Origin of the sequence: Leeuwenhoekiella palythoae, assembly GCF_020310025.1 — a bacterium.
Lineage (GTDB): Bacteria > Bacteroidota > Bacteroidia > Flavobacteriales > Flavobacteriaceae > Leeuwenhoekiella > Leeuwenhoekiella palythoae.
In genome coordinates this window covers 2,214,181-2,231,229 of sequence record NZ_CP084318.1, presented here as the reverse complement: position 1 = coordinate 2,231,229, position 17,049 = coordinate 2,214,181, and the positions used below count along the sequence as shown (strand labels likewise).

The window sequence follows — 17,049 nt, the reverse complement described above, 5'->3', positions numbered from 1 at the left end:
CTGGCTGGTTCACCTGAATAAGTTACTATTTTCGCAGATTGTTACAGTAAAATCTCAGGAAAGATTGAGTATAAATAAGTCACTCGCCAGACCATCACTTAAAAACTTTCCTTTTTTAGTCACCACAATGCGGTCATCATCTAAAAACAATAGATGTTCCTCTATATGCTTTTGCGCTTGCTGCAACACATAGGTTCTAAATTTTAAACCGAAATCCTTCTCGATCTTCTCTAACGAAACTCCCCAAATTGTGCGCAGCCCCGTCATCACATACTCGTTATACTTATCTATAGTTGAAAGGGTTTCTCGCTCTATCGGAAGCGTATCTGCGGCGATGGCTTTTATATATTTAGGGTTGTTATTGATATTCCAGCTGCGGGTGTTACCATCGAAGCTGTGCGCTGATGGACCAATCCCCAGATAAGGTTTCCCGGTCCAATACGCCGTGTTATTCTGCGAGAAATAACCCGGTTTTCCAAAATTAGAAAACTCATAATTCTCAAATCCGGCTTGCTCCATTTTTGCGAGCAAAATTTCAAAATGCCGTTGTGCTACCGCATCATCAACCGGTTTTACCACGCCTTTCTCAATAAACTTTTGTAGCGCTGTATTAGGCTCTACCGTTAACGCGTAGCTTGAAATATGCGGAATGCCCAGTGCAAGGGCTTGATCTAGATTTTCTTGCCAACGCGCATCGCTCATATCAGGCATTCCGTAAATAAGGTCTATCGAAATATTATCAAAATACTGCTTCGCAAATTGCAAACAGCGTAAAGCTTCATTGGCATTGTGTGCGCGATTCATCAACTTGAGATCTTCTTCAAAAAAAGACTGCACCCCAATACTGAGTCGGTTAATGCGAGACGCTGCAAGCATTTTAAGTTTAGCTTCGGTAAGGTCGTCAGGATTGGCTTCGAGGGTGATCTCCGGTGCTTCTACTACCTCAAAATGATCGTCAATGGTTTTAAAAATTTGCTGAAGATCTTCAGCGTCTAATAAACTAGGCGTACCTCCACCAAAATAAATAGTTTGCAAGGGTCCGGGGATTTCCTCCTTCCGTAGAACCATTTCTTTGCATAACGCATTGACGAGTTCGCTTTTCTTTTTTAACGACGTCGAAAAATGAAAATCACAATAGTGACACGCCTGTTTGCAAAAAGGAATATGAATGTAAAGCCCCGCCATAACTGCTAATCGCTACTTTTTTACACGCTTTTCATTCTGCTTTACAAAAGCCTCCCAACCGGTGTAACTTTTGCCGGCAACGGTTTTCCCGGAGTTGAAATGGTGACACACCGCAGCGGCGAGACCATCTGTACTATCCAAATTTTTAGGTAATGTTTTTAAACCTAAAAGGCTTTGTAGCATTTTTGCAACCTGTTCTTTACTGGCGTTTCCGTTACCGGTAATCGCCATTTTTATTTTTTTAGGAAGATATTCAGTCACCGGAATTTGGCGTGACAAGCCCGCAGCCATCGCAACGCCTTGCGCACGACCCAATTTTAACATCGACTGTACATTTTTACCAAAAAACGGCGCTTCGATCGCCATCTCATCAGGATGATAGGTATCAATCAGCTCCACCGTACGTTCAAAAATAAGTTTCAGCTTCACATACGGATCGTCATATTTTTTTAGCATCAACTCGTTAAGCTGCATAAACTGCATCTTTTTATCAACCACTTTGATCAGGCCAAAACCCATAATGGTCGTACCGGGATCGATTCCTAAAATGATTTTTTCTGATTTCAAGCGCTAATTTTTTTACATCTTTGAAGCTTTCGCAAAGCTAAACATTATAAGCGTGATCCTTGTTGCAGCCTTCATAATCCTATACACAATTCTTATTGCCGCGCTTTGTGTTGGCTTTTTTAGATGGAAACCATTTTTACCAGAACATGGTTCTACTGAAAATCCCACCTGCTTTTCGGTGATCATTCCGTTTAGAAATGAAGCCAAACACCTTCAGGCGTTATTAGAATCTTTAAATAAATTAACCTACAACAAAGAACATTTTGAAGTGCTCTTAGTCAACGATGCTTCTACCGATGCTTCTTTAGCAGTGATTGAAGCATTCCAGAATACGAGCAAGTTGCTTATAAGAGTTTTAGACAATGAGCGCTTTTCGGTTTCTCCAAAAAAGGACGCGCTTACCAAAGGAATCTCACAAGCCAAATTTGAGTGGATCATTACCACCGATGCAGATTGCAGAGTTGCTCCCGGCTGGTTAGCAATGTATCATCAGGCTATAATTCAAAATTCTGAATTGCAATTTATCGCCGGGCCTGTACTTTTTTCAAATGCAAAAAACAGTCTTCTGGGGAGCTTTCAGCAATTAGATTTTTTAAGTCTGCAAGGCGCAACGATAGGCAGTTTTGGTTTAGGCCAGGCCTTTATGTGTAACGGCGCCAATCTTGCGTTTGCTAAAACCCAATTTCAGCAGTTGAACGGATATCAAAACACAGATCACATCGCCAGTGGAGATGATGTATTTCTAATGCAAAAATTCATTAAAAATGACGCTAAGCAGGTAGGTTATCTAAAAACTTCAAAAGCTTTGGTGATCACAGCGCCTCAACCGCATTTAACTGCACTGATCGCTCAAAGAAAAAGGTGGGCCGCAAAAGCCAACGCCTATACCAGTGCGTTTGCGGTTTTAACCGCAATAGTTGTTTTTACAGGAAACCTTGCCGTTTTGTTGCTTCCTTTTTATGCCTCAGCAAGGTGGCTTTTACTTTTGAAAGTCGGTATTGATGTGGTTCTAATCACACAAACTGCGCGTGAGTTCAATCAAAAAAAACCGCTGTGGCATTTGATTTGGGTTATTTTTGTATATCCCATTTTTACAGTGTTTATAGCACTTGCAAGTCAAACAGGAAGCTTTGTATGGAAAGGGCGTACTTTTAAAAAGTGAGATCAGTCCACCTTGACAACCACGGGCATTTTAAAAGCAGTTTTTACAGGAATACCGCGTTTATTTGCTGCGGAAATTTGAGGCAAAGAGTCCAGACTATCTTTTAGCCAGCGTTCTAATTCAGGGAGTTGTAGCGCAATGGTATCCGGTATTTCGGCACGGTCGATATTCAGGTTTCCTACTTCAGAGATACTTAAATACAACCAGATCGTATCGTTTAATTCTGACTCAACGATCACCATTTTGTTGGAAAGCTGTCGCTGAAAGTTAAGCGCCAATTCGGTTTTAAAGCACTGATATCTTGCATTTTGATCTTCTAACGTATCGCAACTCGCAAAAGAGGGATATTCATCGACCTCGCTCATATTGATCGCCTTGAGTTCTTCTTCTGCCAAAACCTTTGAAGACACTTTTTTGGTCTCAAGGTCTTTACAGCCTGTTACGCAAACGGCTATCGCCAAAAGAACTAGAAATCTAAACATGTAACATCTCGAAAATCTTGCACAAAGATGTGAAAACGTGCGGTATAAAACTAAACAATATCTGTTTTAAAAACGATATCCCAGGCTAAATTCTACGCCTTCGGCCTTTGCACCGTGTGCTTTTACCGTTACCGCGGCAAAAACATCATCGGTAAAATAACGCTTCAGTCCCAGGCGGTTATACAATCGGTTTTCAAACTCGTAAGGATAATAAATATAATACCCCAAGTGCGAAACAAAAGCAACCTTATTAAAGCGCAGTTCGTGTCCGATAAAAAGTCCAACCCGCTTCCAATCTTCATCGCCGCTCACGCCCAACTCAGGGAACGATGCAGCCTGAAGCTTGATCAGCTCTTTAAAGAAATAGGCAAAAAACACATCTGTACCGGCGACCAGCGTGCTTTTGTGATTGATGCGTTTATCTGCAAATGCTGAAACCACAAAAAATGGAAACTGCCCCTGCCCTACAATATCGCTTTCATTAGCCCCGCCACGCAAAACCAAATTATAATGAACAGGCTCTGTAAATTTTGTACGCTCACCTTCTGGAATATAATCAGGAAATTCCTCGTAATCGAGATTGTAATTAACCCCAACGTTAAAGGCAAACGTATTGGTACTATTGTTAGGCGCCCGCAAGTTTGCATTGCTATAGTGAATGATCGTAAAACCCGTATTCAAGCCAAATCCTTTGTACAAATTCTGTTTATTGTATTGAAGCGCTATGTACGTTGAGCTTAGTAATTTGGTTCCGTAAGCGTTGTTGATGTAATTGGTTTCAGGATCGTACGGGCTGCCGGCAATAGCAACACCCTGACCAATTCTAAAATACGCATTTCGGTTTAAAAAATAGAAATTAAAATGCCCATAGAAGCTTATATTCTCGCCTAGATATTCATTATGCAGATCTTGATAGGCCATTGAAAATCCCCAATCAGGATAATTATAACGACGCTCCCATTCATTAAATCCGTAAGTTTTTCGGTTGTAACTTAAAATAAAACCTGTAGGATGCCCCGTGATCAAATGATTGATATCAGGATTATGCTCCAGAATGCTTCCGTAGAAAAAAGAAGCATCTAGCGAAACCGGTTTTTTTTCTTCAGTAAAGTCTAGTTCTTGCGCACTAAGGCCAAAAGAAAACATCAGGACAGCAAGAAAAAGAATTCTCATAAAACGTTAATCTTCAAAAATTAATCGGCCCGTATAGCGCTCTTCAACGTCTACTATTGGCGGGCGATTTACTGCGATCACATCACCGGTACCCGTGATAACTCCGGTTAAACTTTGCTGCGGATTCACAATCATTTTATTGGGAGCGCGGTGATAAATATCAATATTCTGAACCACAAAATCCCGACCTTCAAAACGCGGGTTCTCATTTTGGAACCCTAGATTCATATTTTCAGCTTTTCCGGTCATATAAAACACACTTTTACCATTGGCATCAATGCGTAAATTTTCGGTATCCAGATCTAAGTGAAACTCCCCGTTCTTTCGTAAAATCACATCAAGGTTGATCGAAGTATTGCTCACCAAATACAGTTCAGGAAACACTAAAGTCCCGTCGCTATAAATCTCTCTTGAAGAATTATGTCGGATCTCGGTAAGGTTAGGCACGGTTACAAAAACCTCAAAATTGCCATACTCGCGCACCAAATTGCAGCGGTTATCATTGCGCAGCACCAAAACTCCATTTTGCACTTCAATAAGTGCCTCGTTTACCAGATTTTTACCGGTGCGTAACACCACTTTATACTCCTCGCCCTGTTTGATATGCACGATCACCTCAGCCTCAGCTCTTAGCTTTGTAAACTCAGGAACTTCGTATTCAACTTCCACCGTCTCGCCAGAAGTCTGAAAGCAATCTTCGGCATTTTCAGAATTACATGAAATAAGCACTATAAACAGCGCTAAAATGATCTTTTGCATGTATCAACAACTTTTGTGAGCAAATTACGGCAAAAAGAAGCAGAACCCCGCATTTATATTTTAAGCTCAAAAATAAAATGAGAATATAAACCCGCCTTTTAGGAGATTTATTGAAATTTGGCGCTGTAAATAGTTTTTATTTTGACGAAAAAATTCTACTTCGTTTTAGCCTCGATCTTTATCGTGATGCTCTTGGGCATCAGCCAAGGCGGACTCACAGAAAGCAGTGAAGCTCGTTATGCTGAAATTGGCAGAGAGATGGCACTAAGCAACGATTTTTTGCATCCTAGAATGTTAGGAATAGGCCATTATCATAAACCTCCCGTTACCTATGCGATAACGGCTCTTGGTTATAAAATCTTTGGTTTTAATGAATTTGGAGCACGCTTTTTTTTAGCGGTCGCATTACTGCTTCAGTTGTTGCTTGTTTATAAAATGGGTAAACTTTGGTTTGAAGATCGCAAAACCGGAATTTTTGCCGCGCTGATCTATTTTACCTTTCCTATTGTACTCGCAAGTGTTTTAAACCTTACAACAGACGCCTATCTAAATACCTTTATTTTATCAAGTATTTACTGCTTTCTGGTTGCCAAACTCAAGAAGAAAAAAAGCTTTTTATATGTGGGCTATGCTCTTCTAGGGATCGCATTTCTAATCAAAGGTCCGGTGGCATTTTTACCCGTCACCCTATTTATGATCTGTTATAAAATAAGCACAAAAGAGCCACTAAAACCTTCTAAACACACGGTTTTAGGCATCCTTTTATTATTGGGTATTTCTGCATCTTGGTTTATCGCTATTGTTTTAGAAAAACCTAATCTGCTTGATCATTTTATTGAAGATCAAATCGTAAAACGCAGTGTTGATGCTTCGCAATTTAAACGCAGTAAACCCTTCTGGTATTACCTTGCTTTTGCGCCATTACTCTGCCTACCTTGGACTGTACCATTTGTTTACGTACTTATCGCAAAGCGGAAGCGCTTAGCTTTCACCCCACAACTCAAAACTTTAGGATTTTCTTGTTTAGCGATTCTCCTGGTGTTCTCACTGTTTTCTTCAAAACTCATTTTTTATATTTTACCGCTGTATCCTTTACTGGCGCTATTTTATGCCGGTATTTACAAACAGATCTTAGAACGCGAAAAAAACTATTTCTTACTTACTTATAAGGTTGGCTTTGGAATTTTAACCGGAATGGCAATCGCATTGCTTTGTATTCCCACATTTGAATACAAAATTTGGTTTAGCATACTTGCGCTAGCAGCAATAGGAAGTTATTTCTACTGGTGGAATTTTAAAGCTAAAGCCTCAAAGAGTACACGACTTTTTGCCTTAAGTACAGGAGCAACACTCCTTTTATTGTTATTGTATTTCAGTTTTGCACCTCAAAACGAACTCTTATTACGCAGTTTTAAACCGCAATATGCTTTTATCGAAAAGCAAAGAAAGGACACAAAGGATTACAAAGTGATTGTCTACGATTATCGCCTACCTTCTGCGGCATTTTATTTGGGAGATCGCATCGTCACGGTGACCAACACCAATTACGAGTCGTTACGCGATACGCGATTTGAAAGAGATTCTAGCTGGACGCAATCTTACATTGATCTTAGAGATCCAAACAACTATGAGCGTTTTAAAAGCTTACTGAAAGACTCTACAAATATTATAATCACAAAAGACCGTAGACCTATTCCTGATAGTTTAGAATATCTGACCAAGCATTTTGAGGTTGAAGCATTTGGCGACTGGCGCGTGCATTATTAAAGTCTGATCCCTATCCCAAACTCAACAGCTTCGGCTTTTGCACCGTGAGATTTTAAGGTAATCGCTCCAAAAATACTTTCAGTAAAATGACGCTTGAGTCCGCCTCTAAAATATACGCGGCCCTCAAAATCATAATCGTAATAAGCATAATAACCAAACTGCGTCACGAAAGAGTTTTTATTAAAGTGCAATTCGTGCCCTACAAAAACTCCGGCGCGCTTCCAATCTTCATCACCTGTAGTACCGTATTGCTGGGCAAAAGCAATGGATTCATACTCGATCTGATCTTTTAAAAACGGACTCAAAAACAGATCGGCTCCTACCATTAAACTGCTTTTATGCGTTATACGCTTATCTAAGAAGGAAGAAACCACCAGAAATGAGCGGCGCCCTAAACCTATATAATCACTTTCATTAACACCGGTACGCAAGGCTAAATTCCATTTTATGGGCTCAGTATATCTGCTTTTAACTTTAGGAATATATTCCGGAAACTCGTCATCATCCAGTTGGTAATTCAATCCAATATTGAAGGTAAAAGAATTGGTACTCGCATTAGGAGCCCGCACATTTGCGTTAGAGTAATGTACTAGCGTAATCCCTGTTTGCAAGCCAATACGATCAATGATATTCGGCTGTTGATAATTGAGCATCACATACGTTGAACTCAACAAAGTGGATCCGTAGGCATTATTTCTAAAGTTATCGTCAATATCAAAAGGCTTTGTGGTAAATGCAATTCCTTGCGCAATACGCACCATCAAATGTCTGTTGAGCGCGTAAAAATTAAAATGCCCATACAAACCATAATTCTCTCCTAAATATGGATTCTTCTGATCTTGAGAAACAAAAGAAAACCCATAATCAGGATAGTTATAGCGTGCTTCCCAATCATTAAAACCGTAAGTTCTTCGGTTGTAGGCTAAAATAAAACCTGTGGGATGCCCGGTTATAAGATGCGAAATATCTTTATTATGCTCGAGAATGCTTCCGTAGGTATAATTAAGATCAAAACTATAAGGTTTTACTTCTTCCTGGCTGTATACCGAAACAAAACACAATAAGGCAACAATAAACTTGTAATTCATTCTCTAAAAGATATCCGGCAAATGTATCAAATATTATGAGTATTCGATCTAAAACAATTCTGAAGCGATCGCTTTAATATTATCGCTTTTACCCATAGAGTAATAATGCAACACCGGCGCACCACCATTCATCAACTCTTTTGATTGCTGAATCGCCCATTCAATCCCCACTTGACGTACATCGGTATTGGTTTTACAGGCTTCAACCGCATCGATCAACTCTTGAGGCAGATCTATTTTAAACACCTGCGGAAGCAATTGTAAATGGCGTTTTACCGCAATAGGCTTAATCCCCGGAATGATAGGAATATCTATACCTTCTGCCCGTACTAGATCTACAAATTCAAAGTATTTTTTATTATCAAAAAACATTTGAGTAACCACGTATTCTGCACCAGCCTCTACTTTTTGCTTCAGTCGTTTGAGATCAGTTTTTAGAGAAGGAGCTTCCAGATGTTTCTCAGGATACCCCGCAACACCAATACAAAAATCAGAACAGTCTGAAGTTTCCACCATCCCGTTAAGGTAGCGGCCTTTATTCATCTCAGCAATTTGCTCTACCAAGCCTAATGCATACTCGTGACCGCCCGGCGTAGGCTTAAAATATTGCTCCTCACGCATAGCATCACCACGTAACGCCATAAGGTTGTGAATGCCCAAATAATGACAATCTACCAGCAGATACTCGGTTTCTTCTTTAGTAAAACCACCGCATAACACGTGGGGCACAGTGTCAACATTGTATTTATGCTTGATCGAGGCACAAATACCAATAGTTCCCGGGCGCATACGGGTCACTTTTTTATCTAACAGGCCGTCTTTCTCGATATACACAAACTCTTCGCGCGACGTGGTAACATCAATAAAGGGAGGTTTGAATTCCATCAAGGGATCGATGTTATTATAAAGTTCTTGTATGCTTTTTCCTTTTCTAGGCGGAATCAACTCAAAGCTAAATAACGTCTTCCCGTTTGCGTTTTTTATGTGGTCTGTAATTTTCATAAGCATCTACCTGATCCACTTTAACGTGTTTTCAGGCTTTGTTTTGGTTGTATTAGTTGTTTTGGTTAATCGTCAGAAATATTAGGGTTGAGCCATTTTTCTGCGAGGCGTGTTTCAATATTTTTCCGCTTTGCGAAATCACTTACTTGGTCCATTTTAATTTTCCCCAGCCCGAAATAGCGCGCCTGCGGATTCGCAAAATAATACCCACTCACCGAAGCTGCCGGCCACATAGCCAAGCTTTCGGTCAATTCAACACCTATGGTTTCTTTCACTTGAAGCACATCCCAAATAGTTAATTTTTCTAAGTGATCAGGACAAGCAGGATACCCCGGCGCAGGACGTATCCCTTTATATTCCTCTTTAATTAACTGATCATTATTTAAGGCTTCATCGCTAGCATAGCCCCAATGCTCCTTACGCACACGTTCGTGCAAGTATTCGGCAAAGGCTTCAGCAAAACGATCGGCCAGCGCTTTTACCATAATACTGTTATAATCGTCGTGTTCTGCCTCATATTTGGCCGCCAATTCTTGTGTCCCAAAACCGGCGGTAACACAAAAACAGCCCATATAATCCTGTTTTCCGCTTTCTTTAGGAGCGATAAAATCTGAAAGTGCAATATTCGGTTTTCCGGAAGCCTTTTTGCTTTGTTGTCTCAAGGTTCTGAAAATGAATTTTTCTTCGTTCTCAACTGCGCCAGAAGTGACAATCTCGATATCGTCGTCATTGATCGTATTGGCAGGAAACAGTCCGAAAATCGCTTTAGCCTTCAGTAATTTTTCATCTAAAATCTTTTTAAGAATCTCCTTTGCGTCTGCAAATAATTCTTGTGCTTGAGCGCCCACAACATCGTCTTCCAGAATATCTGGATATTTCCCGTGCAGATCCCAACTGCGGAAAAACGGTGACCAGTCAATATACGGCACAAGTTTATCAAGGTCAAATTCTTCAATAACCTGTATTCCTAATTGATTAGGCTTATACGCTTCAAAAGCATCCCAATCTAACTTCCATTTATTTTCACGCGCCTGCTCGATCGTTAGAAAATCACGCTTTTTCCCGCGTTTTAAAAAGCGCTCTCTAAATAGCGCATATTCTTCTTTGATTCCGGCTTTATAGGTTACTGAAGAATCAGGGTTGAGCAGATCGCCAACTACGGTAACGGCTCGTGAAGCGTCATTTACGTGAACAACCGACTCTGGATATTCAGGGTCAATTTTAACTGCGGTATGCGCTTTACTTGTGGTTGCACCACCAATGAGTAATGGCACTTTAAAATCTTGACGCTTCATCTCTTTGGCGAGAAACACCATCTCATCAAGAGAAGGCGTGATCAGGCCACTAAGACCTATGATATCAACATTTTTTTCTTTTGCCGTAGCAATAATTTTTTCCGGCGGAACCATAACTCCAAGGTCTATGATCTCATAGTTATTACACGCCAATACCACGCTCACTATATTTTTACCTATATCGTGCACATCGCCTTTTACGGTCGCCATCAATACAAGGTTAGACTTCTCTTTTTCTGAAGCCGGTGGCGGGTTTTTCAACTTTTCTTCTTCGATATACGGCAATAAATAAGCAACGGCTTTTTTCATCACCCGTGCCGATTTTACCACCTGCGGAAGGAACATTTTTCCATCACCAAAAAGATCACCCACGACGTTCATACCGGTCATCAAGTGCCCTTCGATCACGTGTAAAGGTTTTTCTGAAGCCAGACGGGCTTCTTCAACATCTTCAAGAATATACGCGTCAATACCTTTTACCAAGGCTCGCGTAATACGATCTTGTAAAGGTTCTTCTCGCCAAGAAAGATCAACGGTTTTTTCTTTGGCCGTTCCTTTTACACTTTCGGCAAAATCAAGAAGACGCTCTGTAGCATCATCACGACGGTCGAGAATTACATCTTCAACGTGTTCTAAAAGATCTTTAGGAATATCATCATAAACCTCAAGCATCGTAGGATTTACGATACCAATATTCATCCCGGCTTTAATCGCGTGATATAAAAACACGGAGTGCATCGCTTCGCGCACCACGTTATTTCCTCTAAAACTAAAAGAAACATTGCTCACACCACCACTTACATGGGCGTGCGGCAAGTTTTCTTTCACCCATTTTGTAGCTCTAATAAAGTCAAGAGCGTTGAGGCGGTGCTCCTCCATACCGGTTGCTACCGGAAAAATATTTAAGTCAAAAATGATATCCTCCGGCGGAAAGCCAACTTGATCCACAAGGATGTCATAGCTGCGCTTAACGATCTCGATACGACGGTCATAATTATCAGCCTGACCTACTTCGTCAAAAGCCATAACGATAACCGCTGCGCCGTAACGTTTTATTTTTTTTGCGTGGTCAATAAATTCGGCTTCACCCTCTTTTAAACTTATAGAATTCACAACACACTTACCTTGTACCACCTGTAAGCCTGCTTCGATAATATCCCATTTTGAACTATCGATCATAATGGGAACGCGTGAAATATCAGGTTCGGCAGCAATCAGATTTAAGAAAGTTACCATCGCCTTCTTTCCGTCGATAAGTCCGTCGTCCATATTGATATCAATGATCTGCGCACCACCTTCAACCTGATCACGAGCGATATCTAAAGCTTCGTCAAACTTTTCTTCATTAATAAGTCTTAAGAATTTTCTAGACCCAGCGACATTAGTACGCTCTCCAACGTTAACAAAGTTGCTTTCAGGTGTTACGATAAGCGGTTCTAGACCGCTCAATCTTAAGAACTTCGCCGTTTCATTCTTTTTAGCTTTATTCAAATCAGCTTCCATATTCAATCTTAATTCGTATCCGTTCGCTAGGCGTTAGTAGCCTGTGGCAACGGTCTTGGCTTATATTCTTTAACGAGTTGTGCAATCGCGCTAATGTGTTCTGGAGTGGTCCCGCAACAACCGCCAATGATGTTGATCAATTGTTTGTCTAGATATTCTTTAATCTGCGCTGCCATTTCTTCGGGAGTCTCATCATATTCTCCAAAGGCATTTGGCAGACCGGCATTAGGGTAAGCCGATATCGCAAAATTAGATTTGCCTGAAACCACTTCTAAATATGGTGTGAGTTGCTTTGCCCCTAGAGCGCAGTTGAATCCCACAGACAGTAAAGGAAGGTGACCCACTGAGATCAAAAAAGCCTCAGCAGTTTGCCCGGAAAGGGTGCGCCCGGAAGCATCGGTAATTGTACCGCTTACCATCACCGGAATTTCAATATTGCGTTCTTCTTTAATTTCTTCAATCGCAAATAATGCAGCTTTTGCATTGAGCGTATCAAAAACCGTTTCAACCAGAAGAATATCTACGCCGCCATCAATTAAAGCTTCGGCCTGTTGCTTATAAGCAATGCGTAGCTCATCAAACGAAATTGCTCTAAAACCGGGATCATTTACATCTGGAGACATACTCGCAGTTTTATTGGTAGGACCAATAGCTCCTGCTACAAATCGCGGTTTTTCTGGCTCTAGCGCAGTAAACTCAAGCGCTACTTTCTTGGCAATTTTTGCAGATTCAAAATTGAGTTCGTACACAAATTCTTCCATCCCATAATCTGCCATGGCTATGGTGGTACCGCTAAAAGTATTGGTTTCTACAATATCTGCTCCCGCCTCAAAATATTTGGCGTGTACTTGCGCGATCGCATCGGGCTGGGTGATACTCAACATATCATTATTACCCTGTACAGGAGTAGGCCAATCTTTAAAACGCTCTCCTCTAAAATCTTCTTCGGTGAACTTATAGCGTTGAAGCATGGTTCCCATTGCACCGTCTAAAATTAGAATGCGCTTTTTAAGTTCCTCTTGAATGTTATTCTTACTCATAATCATTTCCTCCAAAAGTCTTTAGACTATTACTAAGGTCTAAAAACACAACTTTCATTCTTGTATAAATCAATACTACTCTAGATCTTAGAGCAGTTTGCAAAATTAGGTTATTAAGAAAGCATATGGAAAGCCGATGAGACTTGTTTTTGTTATCTATCGCTGATGTAGCGTAGAATGTAGCACCTTCTCCGAGAGGAGGGTTGCTAAGGTTTCATCGGGTCTAATCCCTCTACCTTTCTTGATAACAGCAATAAATAATGAACTAGGATGCAAATATTGTAAATCGCATTGACAAAATGCAATTTTAAGAGCATAAATATTGTCATTTCTTAGGTCTGATTTTCGACGAAGAACGCTATAAATACGAGTAAAAAATAACTTGTATATCTTAACTAAGTTAAAAAAACCAAATAACATATTGATTTTTAGTGATTTAATTAATGATAATAAAATGTATATTTAAAAGTTAAATTTTGTTTCTTTACACTACCCAAATTCTAAGCTTATGAGCAATACAACTACCTCACAATCATCACGTTTTACCATCGTTAACTATGAGGATGCCTCTCCCGAGGTTCAGGCGATTTATGATGATACCAAACGAACGTTACAATTACCTTTTGTTTTAAATTGGTTTAAATGTCAAGGTTCAAACGCAACTTTACTTAATGGAAACTGGACCAAGCTGAAATCTACCTTGATGATGGGAGATGTGCCTAATGTTTTAAAACAGCTGATCATCTACAAAGTTTCTAAGGAGCGTAATTGTGAATATTGTGCACATGCACACGGTATTTTTGCCGACAGTCTGAGCGCTATGATTTCTGACAACCCTAGCTTTAGAGCGACAGGAGATCTTGAAAGCCCTCTTATTCCAGAAAGCTTTAAAACCGCGATCAAAATCGTGACCAAAGCTGCTTTACACGCTAATCAAATAAGCGATGCAGATTTTAAACAACTGCAAGAAGCAGGCTTTGACGAGGGTGAAATACAAGAGCTTATGGCACAGGCTGATTTAGTCAATATGCTGAATACCCTTGCCGATGTTTCAGGTATTAAAATTGACAATGAACTCATGGAAGCTCAGGCCTAATCATCTTTAGTTTTGAATCTTTCGGGCGCAAAGTATCGTATTACTTATGAAGCCTTTTCTAAATTCTCCGGAAACTTAAGTAAAGTTGAGTCGCTAGAAGAATTAGGCAAAATCATAAGTAGACATTTAAAATACCTGTTTAACTACAAGGTATTTAAAATCATGATTTTGCATGAGCAATCGCTTGCGGGGTATACCTTTCTGCCCGGCAAAACGATCACGCATCACCAGCAACAAGATCTTGAACCTTATGAGCGCCTATTACTTAAGGATAAAATTCCTTTTGTAAATTCAATTGACTCAACAGAATTACCAGAATACCTGAAAGATGTAAAACTGAATAACGGTAATTTATGGGGTTGGTTTTTAGCGTATTCTGAATATCAGATCTGTATTTCTCTTGTCTCTGATGATGACACGTATTTTAGCAGCTCAGACGTAGATATCGTTCATCTTTTAGCCGATAGTGTTGCGTCAAAATACAGACAAATCAGCCTAAGCGAGATCTTACAACAGAATAATATTCATTTGGAATCACTGGTTACAGAGATCGCTTGTAAAAACAAAGAGATCAAAGCGATTAATGACAATCAACAACTCGTCATTGAAGCACGGACGGAAGAACTTCTTCAAAAGAATAAGAAGCTTTTTGAACTTTCTAGATTGAATGCACACGATTTGAGAGAACCGCTTAGTCGCGTTTTAGGCTTACTCGAACTGGCTGAACATTTACCACAAGACGAACTGCGCTCTTCTATTTTACCTAAAATTAAAGAAGCCTCTGGGCATTTAGACCAAGTTATACAGCGCGTGGTCACTCAAAGTGAAAAAGAGCTCATCAATATTAAATCATCTCAACCCTAATGACTACAAAGCCCCTAAAAGTGATGCTGGTTGATGATCAGAAAATGGCCAACTTTATCAATAAAAAATTGATAGAGATCAGTGGTTTCTCTAGTCACATTATTGACTACACCATTCCTAATGCAGCGCTCTCAAATTTAGACAAAGATCAACCTGATCTTATATTTCTAGATTTAAACATGCCCGAAATTAACGGCTGGACGTTTTTAGATATTCTTGAAAAAGATGAGCGCCCTACGCGTGTAGTTATCGTCACTTCAAGTACGAGTAGTATTGACAAAGAAAAGGCTCAGAAGTATGCTCGGGTTATTGACTTTTTAACTAAGCCACTCACCAAGAACACCATTCTAAGCCTTAAATCTAAATTGAATCTAGCAGGGTAGACTACTCAATAGCCTGCACAACTGCTTTCTCTGCTTCTTTTCTTGATCCATCAAAACCATCTATACCACTCACCGTAGTATACTTCATCACATAGCGTTTTCCTGGGTTGATAATTTTATAGGCAGATTGACACATCATTGTCGCTTCGTGGAAACCGCATAAAATCAACTTTAATTTACCGGGATACGTATTGACATCACCAATGGCAAAAACACCGGGAATATTGGTTTGATAATCTAAGCTGTTATCTACTACAATAGCATTCTTTTCAATCTCAAGACCCCAGTTTGAAATAGGACCTAGTTTTGGCGAAAGACCAAATAAAGGAATAAACGCATCTGCTTCTACCGAAATTTGCTCTTCGTTCTTCTCTATTACCACTTCTTTAAGTTCATCTACACCACCAAGACCTACAACCTCTGCCGGCGTGATCAAGTTGATCTTACCAAGCATTTTAAGCTCACGAACTTTTTCAACAGAATCTAAAGCTCCTCTAAATTCATTTCTACGGTGTACTAAAGTTACCTCTTTTGCGATATCAGCGAGATAGATACTCCAGTCTAATGCAGAATCACCACCCCCGGCAATTACTACTTTTTTATCACGGTATACTTCAGGATCTTTGATCATATAAGCAACCCCTTTATCTTCAAACTCGTGAATATTAGGTATAACCGGCTTACGTGGCTCAAAACTTCCTAAACCACCGGCAATAGCGACTACTGGCGCCTGGTGTTTAGTTCCTTTAGTAGTAGTCACAATAAAACTACCGTCTTCTTGTTTTTCTATTGTTTCTGCACGCTCACCCAGTGTAAAACCTGGTTGAAATTGCTTTCCTTGCTCAAGAAGGTTATCTACTAATTCTCCGGCTCCAACTTCTGGAAATCCGGGGATATCATAAATAGGTTTTTTAGGATATATCTCAGCCAATTGTCCGCCTGGTTGTGCCAAGGCATCGATCAAGTGGCACTTCAGTTTTAAAAGTCCGGCTTCAAATACAGTAAATAGTCCGGTTGGTCCCGCTCCAATAATGAGAATGTCTGTTTTAATCATCTTCTTTAATCTTTGAGCCGAAGCTCATCATTCAACTTAAACTTTAATTTTTGGAAATCAATCCTTTTGTAAATTCATTGAGGGTTTCAACTTTCTCTTCAAAATCCCCTTTAATCGTTTTTCTATATTCATTCAAATTTTGAACCAAATCATCAATGTTATCGGGAATGACTTCTTCAAAAAACTGTCTTAAACGCTTTGCTGTCGTTGGCGACTTTCCGTTAGTAGAGATTGCGATTTTCACGTTTCCTTTAGTAACGATTCCGCCCATATAAAAGTCACAAAGTTCAGGTACGTCTGCGATATTGCAAAGTAAGAACCGCTTTCTAGCCGCTCTATACACACGCTGATTAACCGCAGGGCTATCTGTAGTTGCTATGACCACGTGGCGCTTTTTAAGCATAGAACGCGTAAAGCGCTTCTTTGTGATTTTTACATTAAACTTTTTTGCCATTTCTAGAGTTTCTTCTCTAAAAAAAGGCGCTACCATTTCCACAACCGCATCCGGACTCGATTTTGTCAAAAACGTGAGTTTTTCTAAAGCCACGTTACCTCCACCTACAATGAGAACCTGCAGGTTACGTACTTTTAAAAAAACCGGATATAGATTATTTCGCTCAGCAGCCATA

16 protein-coding genes and 1 riboswitch are annotated in these 17,049 nt (G+C 40.0%); of the genes, 5 read left to right on the top strand and 11 right to left on the bottom strand.

Annotated elements, in window-relative coordinates; genetic code table 11:
* Positions 1-54: 54 nt before the first annotated feature.
* The gene (gene hemW, locus LDL79_RS09495; protein ID WP_225597534.1) at positions 55-1,185 is read right to left on the bottom strand and encodes a radical SAM family heme chaperone HemW; all 1,131 of its coding nucleotides are present in this window, start codon (positions 1,183-1,185) and stop codon (positions 55-57) included.
* Between the two features lie 12 nt (positions 1,186-1,197).
* A complete protein-coding gene (gene ruvC, locus LDL79_RS09490; protein WP_167598784.1) occupies positions 1,198-1,752 on the bottom strand; it encodes a crossover junction endodeoxyribonuclease RuvC in 555 nt (184 codons plus the stop codon).
* Positions 1,753-1,804: 52 nt separating this feature from the next.
* Here ruvC and LDL79_RS09485 point away from each other — a divergent pair, with 52 nt between their 5' ends.
* Positions 1,805-2,914 carry a glycosyltransferase gene (locus LDL79_RS09485; protein WP_225597533.1) on the top strand — a complete coding sequence of 370 codons (1,110 nt, stop codon included), beginning with the start codon at positions 1,805-1,807 and terminating at the stop codon, positions 2,912-2,914.
* 2 nt (positions 2,915-2,916) lie between these two features.
* On the opposite strand, the gene LDL79_RS09480 is transcribed toward LDL79_RS09485, so the two are convergent.
* The 3 genes from LDL79_RS09480 to LDL79_RS09470 all read right to left on the bottom strand — a co-directional run bounded on the left by LDL79_RS09480 (position 2,917) and on the right by LDL79_RS09470 (position 5,328).
* Entirely contained in the window at positions 2,917-3,396 is a 480-nt protein-coding gene (locus tag LDL79_RS09480; protein WP_225597532.1) for a hypothetical protein, read from the bottom strand.
* A gap of 66 nt (positions 3,397-3,462) precedes the next feature.
* Complete coding sequence (locus LDL79_RS09475; RefSeq protein WP_225597531.1) at positions 3,463-4,569, bottom strand: acyloxyacyl hydrolase; 1,107 nt, start codon at positions 4,567-4,569, stop codon at positions 3,463-3,465.
* Positions 4,570-4,575: 6 nt separating this feature from the next.
* Entirely contained in the window at positions 4,576-5,328 is a 753-nt protein-coding gene (locus LDL79_RS09470) for a head GIN domain-containing protein (RefSeq protein ID WP_225597530.1), read from the bottom strand.
* A 141-nt stretch (positions 5,329-5,469) separates the two neighbouring features.
* Here LDL79_RS09470 and LDL79_RS09465 point away from each other — a divergent pair, with 141 nt between their 5' ends.
* Positions 5,470-7,095 (top strand): ArnT family glycosyltransferase, encoded by a 1,626-nt coding sequence (locus LDL79_RS09465; RefSeq protein WP_225597529.1) that lies wholly within the window; start codon positions 5,470-5,472, stop codon positions 7,093-7,095.
* On the opposite strand, the gene LDL79_RS09460 is transcribed toward LDL79_RS09465, so the two are convergent.
* The 4 genes from LDL79_RS09460 to LDL79_RS09445 all read right to left on the bottom strand — a co-directional run bounded on the left by LDL79_RS09460 (position 7,092) and on the right by LDL79_RS09445 (position 13,023).
* Complete coding sequence (locus LDL79_RS09460) at positions 7,092-8,183, bottom strand: acyloxyacyl hydrolase (protein WP_225597528.1); 1,092 nt, start codon at positions 8,181-8,183, stop codon at positions 7,092-7,094. The genes LDL79_RS09465 and LDL79_RS09460 overlap by 4 nt on opposite strands.
* Positions 8,184-8,231: 48 nt before the next feature.
* Positions 8,232-9,185 carry a methylenetetrahydrofolate reductase [NAD(P)H] gene (metF, locus tag LDL79_RS09455; protein ID WP_225597527.1) on the bottom strand — a complete coding sequence of 318 codons (954 nt, stop codon included), beginning with the start codon at positions 9,183-9,185 and terminating at the stop codon, positions 8,232-8,234.
* Between the two features lie 65 nt (positions 9,186-9,250).
* Positions 9,251-11,983 carry a methionine synthase gene (metH, locus tag LDL79_RS09450; RefSeq protein ID WP_225597526.1) on the bottom strand — a complete coding sequence of 911 codons (2,733 nt, stop codon included), beginning with the start codon at positions 11,981-11,983 and terminating at the stop codon, positions 9,251-9,253.
* Between the two features lie 26 nt (positions 11,984-12,009).
* Complete coding sequence (locus LDL79_RS09445) at positions 12,010-13,023, bottom strand: homocysteine S-methyltransferase family protein (protein WP_167598776.1); 1,014 nt, start codon at positions 13,021-13,023, stop codon at positions 12,010-12,012.
* 149 nt (positions 13,024-13,172) lie between these two features.
* Positions 13,173-13,274, bottom strand: a riboswitch (SAM riboswitch).
* A 257-nt stretch (positions 13,275-13,531) separates the two neighbouring features.
* Here LDL79_RS09445 and LDL79_RS09440 point away from each other — a divergent pair.
* From LDL79_RS09440 to LDL79_RS09430, 3 genes are read left to right on the top strand one after another with little or no spacing between them, the layout of a single operon-like run.
* On the top strand, positions 13,532-14,119 hold the full coding sequence (locus LDL79_RS09440; protein WP_225597525.1) for a carboxymuconolactone decarboxylase family protein: 588 nt from the start codon (positions 13,532-13,534) through the stop codon (positions 14,117-14,119).
* 12 nt (positions 14,120-14,131) lie between these two features.
* Positions 14,132-14,983: a hypothetical protein gene (locus LDL79_RS09435; protein ID WP_225597524.1), complete on the top strand. Its 852-nt coding sequence runs from the start codon at positions 14,132-14,134 to the stop codon at positions 14,981-14,983.
* On the top strand, positions 14,983-15,366 hold the full coding sequence (locus LDL79_RS09430; protein ID WP_167598773.1) for a response regulator: 384 nt from the start codon (positions 14,983-14,985) through the stop codon (positions 15,364-15,366). Before LDL79_RS09435 ends, LDL79_RS09430 begins: the two co-directional genes overlap by 1 nt.
* A 1-nt stretch (position 15,367) precedes the next feature.
* On the opposite strand, the gene LDL79_RS09425 is transcribed toward LDL79_RS09430, so the two are convergent.
* A complete protein-coding gene (locus LDL79_RS09425) occupies positions 15,368-16,420 on the bottom strand; it encodes an NAD(P)/FAD-dependent oxidoreductase (protein WP_072981637.1) in 1,053 nt (350 codons plus the stop codon).
* Positions 16,421-16,463: 43 nt separating this feature from the next.
* Entirely contained in the window at positions 16,464-17,048 is a 585-nt protein-coding gene (locus tag LDL79_RS09420) for a precorrin-2 dehydrogenase/sirohydrochlorin ferrochelatase family protein (RefSeq protein ID WP_072981635.1), read from the bottom strand.
* Position 17,049: the final 1 nt, after the last annotated feature.